Below are 12,867 nucleotides of genomic sequence, written 5' to 3'. Positions count from 1 at the left end.
CTTTGTCTCACCGCTGCACTGCTTTCGTGCCTTTTTGGGCGCGCTCGACACAGCTGCCTGGCGACAAATACGTCGCGCTGCCGGTTTGGCACGCGCAGTGCAACAGCACGGCTGTCAGTCATCCAGGGAGCAAGGCCATGACGCAGCAAGAACCGGGTAACGATTACCCCCTCAGCGAAGTGCCGATGCATGCGCGCAAGGGCCTTGCGTCCACCGCCATGGTGTTGCTGGGCTTCACCTTCTTTACCGCGACCATGTTCGCCGGCGGCAAGCTGGGCGTGGCGTTCAGTTTTACCGACATGCTCGGTGTCGTGGCTTTGGGTAACCTGTTGCTGGGTATTTACGCCGCGGGCCTGGGCTATATCGCGTTCAAGAGCGGCTTGAATTCGGTCCTGATGGGGCGGTTCTGCTTCGGCGAAGTGGGCAGCAAACTCAGCGACCTGATCCTCGGTTTCACCCAGATCGGCTGGTACGCCTGGGGCACCGCCACCGCCGCCGTGGTACTGGGCAAATATTTCGAATTGAACCAAGGCACGGTGCTCGCACTGATGGTGCTGTTTGGCCTGCTGTTCTGCGCCACCGCGTATGTGGGCTATCGCGGGCTGGAGATTCTGTCTTATATCGCGGTGCCGGCCATGGGCATCCTGCTGTTGCTGTCGATGTGGGTCGCCACCGTCAAAGTCGGCGGCCTGGAGGGCTTGCTGGCCGTGGTGCCGACCGCGGAACTGGACGTGTCCACCGCCCTCACACTGGTATTCGGCACCTTTGTCAGCGGCGCCACCCAGGCGACCAACTGGACGCGTTTTTCTCGCTCGGCCAAGGTCGCGGTGCTGGCCAGCCTGATCGGCTTTTTTATCGGCAATGGCTTGATGGTGTTGATCGGTGCCTATGGTGCCATCGTCTATCAGCAGCCCGATGTGGTCGAGGTATTGCTGCTGCAAGGTTTCGCCATGGCGGCGATGGCCATGTTGCTGCTCAACATCTGGAGCACCCAGGACAACACCCTCTACAATTTCGCCGTGGCCGGCTGCAACCTGCTGCGAACCCGGCGGCGCAAAACCGTGACCCTGGCCGGCGCAGTGATCGGCACGCTGCTGGCACTGTTTGGCATGTACGACCTGCTGGTGCCTTATCTGATTCTGCTGGGCACCGTGATCCCGCCGATTGGCGGGGTCATCATGGCGGACTTCTTCTACCGCTATCGCGGCCTGTACCCGCGCCTGGCCGATGCACGCCTGCCGGCGTTCAATTGGCCGGGGCTGGTGGCGTATGCCGTGGGCACCGTGCTGGCGTTTCACTCACCGTGGGTGGCGCCATTGGTGGGGATTGTGGCCGCGTCCCTGGCCTACATCGCACTCACCGCAGCCCTGCGCGTGCGCGCACCGTTGACTGACGTGCAGGCATGAACCCGACTGCTGCCATGAGGATGGTAACCTTGTGGCTGATAACCCTGATGACCTGGCGGCTGCCTGCCTGATTATCCAAAGCCAAGAGGAACTTGCCCATGCATATCATCAATGCCCGCCTGCGCAACCGTGAAGGCCTGCATGATCTGCACCTGGAACACGGCCGGATCGCCCGCATTACCGCACAAACCGTGGCCCCCACCTTAATGGCCGGTGACCTCGACGCCGCTGGCAACCTGGTGATACCGCCCTTCGTGGAGCCACATATCCATCTCGACGCGACCCTGACCGCCGGTGAGCCACGCTGGAACATGAGCGGTACCCTGTTTGAGGGCATCGAGTGCTGGGGAGAGCGCAAAGCCACCATCACCCAGGAAGACACCAAGGCTCGCGCCAAGAAAACCATCCAGGCCCTGGCCGCCCATGGCATCCAGCATGTGCGCACCCACGTTGATGTCACCGACCCTGACCTCACCGCGCTCAAAGCCATGCTGGAGGTGCGTGAAGAAAGCACTCACCTGATCGACCTGCAAATCGTCGCCTTCCCGCAGGAGGGCATCGAGTCTTACCGTAATGGCCGCGAGCTGATGCAGGAGGCCATTCGCCTGGGCGCTGATGTAGTCGGTGGCATCCCGCACTTTGAATACACCCGCGACCAAGGGGTGAGTTCGGTGAAGTTCCTGATGGACCTGGCCGAACGCACCGGCTGCCTGGTGGACGTGCACTGCGACGAAACCGATGACCCGCACTCGCGCTTTCTCGAAGTGCTCGCCGAAGAAGCCCGCAGCCGCGGTATGGGCGCGCGCGTCACCGCCAGCCATACCACAGCGATGGGCTCCTATGACAATGCCTACTGCGCCAAACTGTTTCGCCTGCTGGGGCACTCGGGCATCAGCTTCGTCTCCTGCCCTACCGAAAGCATTCACCTGCAGGGGCGCTTCGACAGTTTCCCGAAACGCCGAGGCGTCACCCGCGTCAATGAACTGCTCGAGGCCGGCATGAACGTCTGCTTCGGCCAGGACTCCATCGTCGACCCCTGGTACCCGCTGGGCAACGGCAACATCCTGCGCGTGCTGGAAGCCGGTCTGCACATCTGCCACATGCTGGGTTACCGCAACCTGCAGAGCGCCCTGGACCTGGTCACCGACAACAGCGCCAAGGCCATGGCCCTGGGTGATCGTTACGGCCTGGAACCCGGTCGCCCGGCCAACCTGCTGGTCCTTTCGGCAGACAGTGACTACGAGGTGATCCGTAGCCAGGGCCTGCCGTTGTATTCGATCCGCAATGGCAAGGTGCTGATGCAACGCAGGCCGGCACAGGTGGAGTTTTTGTAAGCAACGGGTCAGACAATTGAGTCGATATCCAGTGGCTGCACGCGGCCGGCGCTGTCCTTCAGCGGCGCAGGAATACTGGCGATTTGCGCCAACCTGCGGTTTTCAGGGTGGCGCAACCAGCGCTTCACGCTGGGCTGCAAACCGGTGGAGTCGGCGTGGCTGCCATACACGTCACGCCGGTCCAGACGGCGCCAGCGCAACGACTCCAATCGACGTCGGCTGCTGCGCAAGCGGTCGACTTCAGCGTTCAGCGCCTGGTTATGCGCATGCCCATAATCGCGCTGGTTCGGTGGGCGGCGACGCTCGAGCTCGCGGTTCTTGTCGCGCAGTTGTTGCGTCATTGTGTCGAGCGCCAGGTCTATCAACTCGAACTCTCTGGCGGTGATCAAAGGCCCCTGGCTGTCGACGGTTTGCTGCCAGCGACGCAGAGTGGCCCACGCGGCTGGAATGTAACTGGCGGTCATGAAGTGCTGGCTGGCCTGGAACAGTTGTTTCAACAGGTTGGCACGCTCGGGCATATCGCCTTGCAGTTGCAGCACCCGGTTGCATCCGGCCTCGAGGATTGATTCACAACCGGGCGCCCATAACACCGAGGAGTGCGTGCCGTCCGCCAGCTTGATAGGCATGAAGTGCTGCTGTTCGCCGTGGTGCTGGTAAGGGTTGCCGCCGACACGCACAAGGCCGGCAGCGAACAGCAGGCCACCCGCCCCCGGCGCGGCAAAAAGCGTGATGGCGCCCGGCACCCAGAGTTTGGCGGTGGTATTCATCCACGTGGCAGGGACACTGGGGACCGGATCGTTGTGGTTGACGATGCGATGATGGATAAGGGCGGTGGCGCCTTCGGTGAACTCGGAGTCTGCGGCGCGGGGAGCGCCGTAGGTGTAGAGGAGGATGTTGTAGTTACGATCAGGAACGCGGCGTAGCCCTTCAGCCAACAGCAATGCAATTGCACCGCCCAGACTGTGGCCGCAAATCAAAATGCGCTGACCGCTGTGGAACTGATCAAGGTAGTACAGAACAAAATCGCGCATCGCTCGATAGGCCTGGTAAAAACCCTCATGGGCTTTGCCAACACCTTCGGTAAAGGGCACTTGGTGGGCATTCGCATCTCGCAAAGCATCGGCACCACTGGCGGTACCCCGTACAGCGATCAGAATCACTTCGTTGTGGTGACTGATAAACGCTTGGGTATCCGTACCGAAGGCTTCATCGTCAAAAAAGTGCAGGCTAGCGGGATGTTCCTGTTTATCTTCAAGCTCCGGGCGATTTTGTGGATACAACTCAGGGTCAAATGGCAAAATTTCAAAACGCTGGGAGTATGGAACCTCTTCATACACCGGGTAGAAGCGCTGAGCCTGATCACGATCGACCTTCCAGGCTTCTTGAAACCCCGAGAGTTTTTCCGCGAACAGATTTCCTGCGCTGGGATCCAGCGGGAAACTGACGTGTTCCACTGGCGGCTTTGGAGGTTGCTGGCCAAAATTGCAGTAACTCAATGTGGACATCAACGCTAATTGATACAGGTTCAACGCACAAAACTGATCATCGGTCGATAACATCGGGCGCAGGGATCGCAAAGGCCGTACTTCCAACACCGTGTGCAGGTTGGGGAACAGCACGACGCCTGACAATGCGGGCTGCGGCGGACCAAAGCCCATCTCGGCCATCATTTTCAGCGCATGCCTTGGAGGGTGATAGGTTCTGGAGGCAAACGGCGGCAGGTGGGCAATATGTCGTACCAGATCGCGCACCTCAACCTGATAAAACCGGTCTGCCTGGCGTTGTGCAGGATTGCCCTCGATACGTTGGCCATCAGCCGCTGAAAACCGGGTGTGTTCGGCACGGGCTTGAAGTTCGGTGATAGGCAATGGGTAAGTCTTGCGTTTTCTCAATTTTGAATACGGCTCCTCTTCACCGGAATACTGCGCATCCAAACTAAGAATGACAGGGCCGCAATAAAACCCTTCCAACTTGGCGTATCCCTCTCCATTCAGCCTGCCGTTGTACAGTCGCCCTGTAGTGTCCCGGATTGTGTAGACCAGCCCGCCATAAGCCTTGCCGCTGCCCGTTTCATCCACCAGGCAAACGCTTGCCCAATGCCCTTTCAGCGGGCAAGCAGGCATCTTGCTGCTGAAAAAAGGTTGCTTCCATGCTTCCTGGCTCATGAATCATCTCCTTGTTAATTGCACGTCGGATAAACATCACAGATACGTCCATCCGGCATTTTTATCGGTTTAAAGTCCGTGGTGTTACTGCCACAGTATCCGGACAGGTCTTCAAGGCTTTTACCCCGACAGCGTTTCCATCCCCCCGGTACAGCTAGCCACGTGTCCTGAAAAGCGGGAGCCTCCTCGTCTGTAACGCTCAGCGTCAGCCTTACTTTTTTTCCTGGGAGCAGCTCTCTCTGTACTACACCACCCGCTAGCTTTTCTTCCCTCTGCCCGGCTGTGTTCAACGCTCTGCATTCCAACAGTTTCGTGATCGCATGCAAGGGACCCACCGTGCGAAAAAACCACATACATTGCCCAGCGAATTCCTGGACACCAGAGTCAGGCATGCCAGCGACACGTTCTGACTCAATAGGATCGGCGAAAGAGATCCCTGCTGAATCCCCGCCAACATCGCTATATCGCTCGCCCCACTTCGCATAAAGAGTGAACTGCACGCTACGCAACACCGAAGGGCACCCCTCAATGGTTTCAGTCAGCGGGAACTCATAGCTCACCCGTCCAGCCACGGGTTTGTAATCGGCAATAAAGATCTTGCGTTCAGGCCTTTTGCCTCGACGCTGCGGCAAGGTACAGAGCTCATACCTGGCGGGACGGTAGTTGGCCGCACCGATAAATCGAAATTGCGCCGGCAAATCCACCTCCAGCGTAAAACGCTCAGCCGGCGGTGTCAGCGCACAACCCGAGAGCCATCCAGCACCGAGCGTTATCAAAACGCTACACGCCCACCTATTCATGCTTTTGCCACTCCCGTAACACCCGCTCAAAATGTTCCGCTGGTGCCTCGCCCGCTATCGGCTGCCACCCCATCGTGCTGCCTTGCGTCGCCTCCTCCAACCGGCGCACCACCAGAAACTCGAGCTGCTGGGGGCCTCGCCATTGCCAGGCACGAGCCTGCTCAAGAACCTGCGCCAGCCAAACTCTGGGGTCCTGAAACTCGACCAAGCCGGCGAGCTTTTCGCTGTGTTCAGTCAGTAGATAACGCAGGATATTGGCGTGCAGGATCACTTCGGCCTGAGGGTTGGGCGTGTTCAGCCAGGGCGCAGGCACAGGCACTGGATACTCACCGGGCGTTGGGTTCTCACCCTGACACCAACGGCCCTGGTGCCAATAGCACACACTGATCAGTGGGCCGAGAAACACTGGCCAGTGCTTGCCCTGCAAATGGATCAAAGCACGTGCCAAGGTGCGATTATCGTGAAAGCGATACAGGGCCTGGCCTCCCTGGCGCCCTACCAGCAGACGTTCGCGCCAATGCCGAACAACACCAGCCAGATCATCGCCGGGCAGGCTGCCCAACCAGCCCCAGTTCGCTTCGGGGTGGTGCAGCAGGTCAACCAGCGCGGGTTCGTCCGCCTGCTCCACCAGCAGAATCACCGGGCCCGCCGCTGCCAACTCGGCCAGGGCGGTCTCAGCGTACAGGCAGCAATACTGTGACAGGTTGCGCACCGCCAACAGCTGCTGACATGCGTCGTGGTGACCATCAAGGATCAAGCACAGTCGGCGCCCCGCCTGCTGTTGTTCAGCCATCCACTGGCCCGGCTCACTTGGCATCAGGCAGCCCTCCGCATGAGGGTGCACTGGCCTTCACGACACGCCTCGCACACCGGGCAGAAGTCCGCGCCCAACTGCCGGGCCTCGTCCAGAAGGGTACCTTGGGCCGTCGAGAGGTTCGGTGCATCCATGGCCGATAATGGGTTCGCCGACCGAGCGAAGGGCGGCAAGCCGCCAACGGTGACAGGCCGGCTGCTGAAAATGCCGCCCGCCTGGATAATCAGGTGCTCGCCCCCGGCCTTGAGGCTCAATTGTGCGCCCGCATCGATGACCAAGCTGGCGCCGGCCTTGAGGACGATCTGCTGCCCGGCCTGGATAACCATGGACTGACCGATATGCGTATGGCTGTCTCCCTGCACCTCCAGCCGATCGTTCGTGCCAAGCATGACAGTGCGATCCCCGGTGATACGGCGCTGCTCGCCACTTTCCAAGTGAACCGTGCTTAACCCGCGAATGATTTCCCGCCGCTCTCCCGCCACCTCAAGGCGACTGTCATGGCCGACCTGCTGTTCCAGGTCCCGTTGGGCGCGCAGGTAGATGAGTTCCTCGCCGTAGCGGTCCTCGAGGTGCAGCTCGTTGGCACCCCTGCCCCCCGGAACACTGCGGCTGCGCAACACACTGCGTGTCTTGTGTTGCGGCAAAGGGTAAGCCGGCCTGTGCAACGCATTGGGCAGGCAGCCGTTGATCAACGGCTGGTCCGGGTCGCCTTCCAGAAAGGTTACCAGCACCTCCATGCCCACCCGCGGAATCAGCATGGCGCCGAAGCCATCACCCGCCCAGCCGGATGCTACCCGTACCCAGCAACTGCTGTTGTCATCCGTGGGGTCGAGGCGGTCCCAATGAAAACGTACCTTCACTCGGCCGTAGGCGTCGCAGTGCACCTCCTCGCCTGCTGGCCCCGTCACGATGGCGGTTTGGCTGCCATTGAGGCTGGGTTTCGGGTGTCGGAGGGGGGGCCGATGCACGGCGCGCCAGGGTGTTGCACTAAACCGGTTGCGGTAGCCATGGAATGTGCCCGCCACAGGCGTCGCTTCCTCCAGCACCTGCGGTTGATACCCCTCGTGATGCACCGACGTGAGCAACCACAGGTCGTTGCAGGTGGGGTCCGGGTGGTCACACAGCTCAAGAAAATGGCCGCTGCCCAGCACCGGTTGATTACTTTTGCCCACGGCACGCTGGCGGTCGCGCCGATGCCGCTCCAGGCCCCTGTGCGCCAATTGCCGACCTCGCGCATGGTCGTTGAAACCAGCCGGGTAATGATAGTCCTCAAGGCGCTGCGTCGATGCAGGCCCGGCCTTGTCTTCCAGGCGCAGCGACGGATGCTCGAAGTCATGATCACGGCGCACCGTCAGCTGGGTACGGGTCTCCAGACGCACGCCGAACTGCCGGATAGCTCTTGTTTTGGTCAACTCGTGTGTCGAACAAAATCGCTGTGCAGCCAGGCGCCGAAACACCGTCTGGTCATCACCAAACACCAGCACGTGATTATTCGGACTATGGCGAAAGTGGTAGTGGATACCCTCCTCCTCGCACAACCGCTGGATAAAGTGCAGGTCGGTTTCCGCGTACTGAACGCAGAACGGACGGGGTGGGTAGGCCACGGGGCCCAGTTCGAAGGCATAGGCGTCCGCCAGAATGCCGTGGTGCTCAAGTACCGCCGCAATAATCTGCGGCACACTGCGTTGTTGGAAGATCCGCTGGTTGTGTCGATGGGCAAGGCACGCCAGGCGTGGTGCCAGGGTGAGACGATAGCGAGTGAGCCGAACGCCGGGCCCCTCACGGCCGATAGCATAGATGTGCCCATGCAGCCCCGCATCGGATTCGCCAAAGTCAAGGTAAGCCGGCTGGTGAAGCAGCGCCTCCAGATCCAGAGAGGGATTTTCGCTGACTAAATGCACGGTAATGAAGTAAGGCTGATCAAGGGCTTCTCGGCCTTTGAAAGCGAGTACCTGAAAGTCATTGTTTATGTCTGGAAGTATCAACTTGAAACGTGGCGCGGCAGATGTTTCAACCATCCCTAAGTTACCCGTCATCAATTATTTGACTGAAAGGCCTCCCCCCATCGGGCATTGATTGAACTGCCGGGAAAAAGCGCCTGAACCCAATAAATCTTAGCGACTTCAGGCGGAATTTGACCCTTTAAAAATAAAAAAGACGTTTCGCACAGCGTGGTCGGACGCGTCTTTTACAAAATAATAAATTCGTAGAATTCAATAACCTTCAACAACAAGAAACTTCTTACACCAACTCCAACCATACAACTAAACGATAAAGAAACGGCTGACACGTATTCAAGATATCAGCCACTTCTAATACTTTAGGCTTGCACGCATGCAGTCCCGAACAGACTGACGCTCAGCAGCGTTTCGGCCTCGCACTGTAAATGCACCGGCACTGTGCCACCCGGCATGACCACGGCCACCTCGCCGGCGTCAACCCAACCCGCGCGCCATGCCGCGCAGGCAACTGCACTGGCGCTGGTACCCGAGGACGCGGTAGGTCCTTCTCCGCGCTCAAACACCCTTGCGATGACCCGATTGCCTGAAGAATGTACGGCCCATTGCAGATTGACCCCAGCCGAACAAGGTTGGCCGCGTCCGCCTGGCGGCGCAAAGGCAATGGCCCGTAACGGCTCAAACAGTGCGGGCTGGTGCATCGACTGATTGTCCGGCAAGGCCAGGACATGCTCGACGAGCGTCACACAATGAGGATTGCCCACACGGACAAACTGGCTGACGGCCCATTGCGGATCGATCGCCGCCAGTGCAGCCACATGGCTGAAATCACATTGCCCCAGCGTTACTGCGTCAACACCGGCAGCGGCTACCGCTGCTGGCCCGAATTCCGGTTGCCCCAAGGCCAACCAGAAACCGGCAACCTGTTCAAAGCTCGCCGGCTGCGAATAGGTCGCCACCGGCGAGGCTGCATCGTGCTTGTCGTGATGCACGTGCAACTCACACCCCTGGGCCATCAAACCTTGATCCGTCAGCGCCTGGGAGAAAATCGTCAACCCGTTACCACTGCGTTCGGCGAGCGTGCCATCGGTATTGACGATCAACACGTCAAACGGCGGCGCAGACTGGAACGGCCCCACCAGCAAACCATCGCAGCGGTGCGCCTTGGCATTGCCCGCACGCGGTAACGTGCCCCACTCACACTCCGACGCAATCGCTGAGGCTGTCCATTCTTTTCGAGTGCTGGCAGCCAGGTTGGCGGACTCAGGCACTGCAATGCCTCTGCTGCGCAGATAGCCGGGGCTGACCACCCCGTAAATATTGCCCCGCGCGTCATAGAACAGCGTCATAGCGATGCCTTCACAAGAATATTCATCGACGTATTTCTCCGGTTGCTCACACACTTGGCAGCAGCGTATTACAGAAAGGCTGCACAGTGGGCAGTGGACTGGAAGGTGGTAATCCAACGCAAAAAACCTGGGGTTCATCCGTTCTCACGCGGATTACGCACCTTCCAGACCACCGCCGAAGAATCCGATAGCCTCTCTGTGTGGTCGCCACCGTCGAGGACGTTCCGCTCCTGTAACAATAAACCCGCACCAGGGTGTCGGGCCCTCGCTTGAAGGGAACCCGGCTCGCTCGACAGGGCCTGATGTGCAAGGATGTCGCGCCGGACATCGTTCGTTGAACGCAAAACCAAGGATTTTTCATGACTGCCATCCCCACCCCAGCGCCCGTGGTTCCCGGGCGGTTGGAACAAATGTCGACCCGTATCGCCTTTTTCATCGCCGGCTTCGGTATCGCAGCCTGGGCGCCGCTGGTGCCTTACGCCAAGGCGCGCGCCAATCTGAATGAAGGCACGCTGGGCCTGTTGCTGTTGTGCCTGGGCGTCGGTTCGATCATCGCGATGCCGATGGCGGGTGCACTCGCCTCTCGCTTCGGCTGCCGACGGGTACTGACGGCCGGCACGATCATGATCTGCCTGGCACTGCCGATGCTCGCCACGGTCAGTTCGATCCCCTTGCTGATAGCCGGGTTGTTCCTGTTTGGGGCGGGCCTGGGCACTGTGGATTCGACCGTCAACCTGCAGGCCGTCATCGTTGAACGCGCCAGCGGCAAAACCATGATGTCGGGCTTCCACGGTTTGTTCAGCCTTGGCGGCATCGTCGGCGCGGCGGGGGTTGCCGGGTTACTGGGGCTGGGCTTGTCGCCGTTGCAGGCGACCCTGGTGGTGATCGTCATCATGGCGCTTGCGTTGTTAAAGGCCGGGCCTCATCTGCTGCCCTACGGCAGCGAAAGCTCTGGCCCTGCGTTTGCCGTGCCACACGGTGTGGTGTTGTTTATCGGCTGCCTGTGTTTCATCGTGTTCCTGGCCGAAGGCGCCGTGCTGGATTGGAGCGCGGTGTTCCTCAGTGCAGAACGCGGTCTTGATGAAGCCTACGCCGGCCTGGGATACGCGGCGTTTGCCTTGACCATGACCGCAGGACGCCTGACCGGTGATTCGATTGTCCGCCGCCTGGGCGCCACCCGCGTGATCGTCATCGGCGGCGCGCTGGCCACAGCTGGCATGTTGCTTGCCACGTTATTGCCGGCCTGGGAAACCGCGCTGCTGGGGTATGCCCTGGTGGGTGCCGGCTGCTCGAATATCGTGCCGGTGCTGTACACCGCCGTCGGTAAACAAACGGTCATGCCGGAACATATCGCCGTACCGGCCATCACCACGCTGGGGTATGCCGGTATTCTCGCCGGGCCTGCAGTTATCGGGTTTATCGCCCACGGCAGCAGCCTGAGCACGGCCTTTGTGCTGATTGCGCTGCTGCTGGCCGGGGTGGCCGTCAGCGGTAAAATTCTCAAGGTGTAAAACGCTCAACCCACACAGCCAGGGTTTATCTGGCTTTGTGGGCTTCGTATTGTTCCAGCCAGCGTTCCAGGCTTTTGTTGCAAAGCCAGCCCTCGTGCCTGGGGCGCCCCAGCAAACGCATGTTGTTGGCACGTTCCAGCGAACGCAGCAGGCCTGGGCGCTCAATGATGTTCTTGGCGGTGTAGACGCAGTGTTCACTGTACTTTTTCTTCGGTAGCCCAGTCGCGGGCTCCAACAGCGGTCGGCCTTGCGAATCGAGGTCGTCAGGGTCACTCATCACGGTTTTGAGTTGGGTTATTTCCAGGTATTCAAACGTTTCAAAAAATACCGTGCGATCTTTGGGTATATCCCGCAATTGTTTGAAATAGCCCTGCAAAGCCTTTACGACCTCGGCGTTGCCCTGATCATGAAAAGGGTCCTGGCTGAAGGCGCCGGGGGAGCTGTTACCCAGCAACGCCGCAGCGGCTGCGTTCAGGCTGTCACGGGTGATGTACCCCGCACCGTCGATGATCGCGTCGTTCAGCAGCGGGCGGTTGAGAATTTCCCTGACCAGCAGGATCATACGGTCGCGCACCTTACTCTCCACTCAAGGTTTGAGCTGCGATCTGGCGCAACGATGCCTGCGTCAAACGGCCTTCCTTTAAAAAACCGTGCAGCTCGCCAAAGTGTTTCGCCAACTCGTCCGCCAGTTGGCTATCGGTGGAGTTCGGCCCCGGTGGTGTGGTGTTGGCGCGAACCGTGGGCGCATTTTGCAGGGCCTGCTGGCGCAACGAAGACAAGCCTCCACGCCACAGCATGGGCCGCTGCGACGGCAAATCTCGTGTTGTAAATGGCTCATCGCCGGGCGAATGAAAAACGCGGGGCGATGAAACCCGACATACCTCTGGCCCGTCCACGCCGATTGGCTGCGCGCGCAGTAATGCACCCTCAATCTTCATGCTTCATCTCTCGCCTTTTGCAGATCCATGCTTGCCTGAAAGTCAGTACCAGGGGGCCCTGAATCATCGATTCACCCTCTGGGTAGCAAGCAACGGATATGTGGTTAGCGCCACGCGATAGTTCCGGGTGGCAGGAGAATCCCCATAACAGCATGTAACACTGGATCACCCAGGTGTTTGCCCTCGCCACAGGGCGGTGAGGCTATTGAGCAGCGCGGCCCAACGGAAAGTGGGTTGCCTCAAACAGTGAGTGTCAGGACGGTTGGCAGGCTCTGGCGCAAGCAGCCCGCGGGCAAAATCATCTGCAACGGGCGCCTGGAATTTGTGCTGCCCCACGAACGCTTTCATGCGCAGCGTTTCAGCGGCGTACATCGTTGACAGGGCCATGCTGTTGCCCTCCTCGCCTGGCGATGTGGAGCAGGCAACCCCACGCCAGCCATTAACGGTGCACCGGCCCTCGGTCTGGCCGGATTGAAACGAAGATGAAGTCATGTCTGGCCCCTGGCTCGGCGTCTGAAAACAACCAGTACGATCGACGTCGCTGGTTACAACCTGTGTGGCGAATTCGCGCAAACAGTTCCTGACAAGGCTC

General features: G+C 59.8%; 11 protein-coding genes. 3 read left to right on the top strand and 8 right to left on the bottom strand.

Going from position 1 to position 12,867, the window contains the following annotated elements; genetic code table 11:
- The first annotated feature begins 137 nt into the window (after window positions 1-137).
- On the top strand, window positions 138-1,406 hold the full coding sequence (gene codB / locus BLV67_RS20395) for a cytosine permease (RefSeq protein ID WP_069786960.1): 1,269 nt from the start codon (window positions 138-140) through the stop codon (window positions 1,404-1,406).
- A 98-nt stretch (window positions 1,407-1,504) separates the two neighbouring features.
- Window positions 1,505-2,740 (top strand): cytosine deaminase, encoded by a 1,236-nt coding sequence (gene codA, locus BLV67_RS20390; RefSeq protein WP_069786959.1) that lies wholly within the window; start codon window positions 1,505-1,507, stop codon window positions 2,738-2,740.
- An 8-nt stretch (window positions 2,741-2,748) separates the two neighbouring features.
- Here the strand turns inward: codA and BLV67_RS20385 are convergent, their stop codons facing one another.
- The 5 genes from BLV67_RS20385 to BLV67_RS20365 all read right to left on the bottom strand — a co-directional run bounded on the left by BLV67_RS20385 (window position 2,749) and on the right by BLV67_RS20365 (window position 9,826).
- Window positions 2,749-4,905: a lipase family protein gene (locus BLV67_RS20385; RefSeq protein ID WP_069786958.1), complete on the bottom strand. Its 2,157-nt coding sequence runs from the start codon at window positions 4,903-4,905 to the stop codon at window positions 2,749-2,751.
- A gap of 14 nt (window positions 4,906-4,919) precedes the next feature.
- Window positions 4,920-5,705: a hypothetical protein gene (locus BLV67_RS20380; protein WP_069786957.1), complete on the bottom strand. Its 786-nt coding sequence runs from the start codon at window positions 5,703-5,705 to the stop codon at window positions 4,920-4,922.
- Window positions 5,698-6,522: a DUF4123 domain-containing protein gene (locus BLV67_RS20375; RefSeq protein WP_069786956.1), complete on the bottom strand. Its 825-nt coding sequence runs from the start codon at window positions 6,520-6,522 to the stop codon at window positions 5,698-5,700. The genes BLV67_RS20380 and BLV67_RS20375 overlap by 8 nt, the downstream gene beginning before the upstream one ends.
- Window positions 6,522-8,537: a type VI secretion system tip protein TssI/VgrG gene (tssI, locus tag BLV67_RS20370; RefSeq protein WP_069786955.1), complete on the bottom strand. Its 2,016-nt coding sequence runs from the start codon at window positions 8,535-8,537 to the stop codon at window positions 6,522-6,524. Before tssI ends, BLV67_RS20375 begins: the two co-directional genes overlap by 1 nt.
- 302 nt (window positions 8,538-8,839) lie before the next feature.
- Window positions 8,840-9,826, bottom strand: coding sequence for a diaminopimelate epimerase (locus BLV67_RS20365; protein ID WP_069786954.1), 987 nt, complete (start codon window positions 9,824-9,826; stop codon window positions 8,840-8,842).
- A 359-nt stretch (window positions 9,827-10,185) separates the two neighbouring features.
- Between BLV67_RS20365 and BLV67_RS20360 the strand changes: the two genes are divergently transcribed.
- A complete protein-coding gene (locus BLV67_RS20360; protein WP_069786953.1) occupies window positions 10,186-11,337 on the top strand; it encodes an MFS transporter in 1,152 nt (383 codons plus the stop codon).
- Window positions 11,338-11,362: 25 nt separating this feature from the next.
- On the opposite strand, the gene BLV67_RS20355 is transcribed toward BLV67_RS20360, so the two are convergent.
- From BLV67_RS20355 to BLV67_RS20345, 3 genes are all read right to left on the bottom strand, one after another.
- Entirely contained in the window at window positions 11,363-11,911 is a 549-nt protein-coding gene (locus BLV67_RS20355) for a type III secretion effector protein (RefSeq protein WP_065912320.1), read from the bottom strand.
- Window position 11,912: 1 nt separating this feature from the next.
- Window positions 11,913-12,275, bottom strand: coding sequence for a hypothetical protein (locus BLV67_RS32625; protein WP_141722719.1), 363 nt, complete (start codon window positions 12,273-12,275; stop codon window positions 11,913-11,915).
- 165 nt (window positions 12,276-12,440) lie between these two features.
- Entirely contained in the window at window positions 12,441-12,662 is a 222-nt protein-coding gene (locus BLV67_RS20345; RefSeq protein WP_065912316.1) for a hypothetical protein, read from the bottom strand.
- Window positions 12,663-12,867: the final 205 nt, after the last annotated feature.

The organism is Pseudomonas salomonii, assembly GCF_900107155.1.
GTDB lineage: Bacteria > Pseudomonadota > Gammaproteobacteria > Pseudomonadales > Pseudomonadaceae > Aquipseudomonas > Aquipseudomonas salomonii.
Note: the sequence above shows the minus strand (reverse complement) of the source record. Positions and strands in the feature narration are given on the sequence as shown.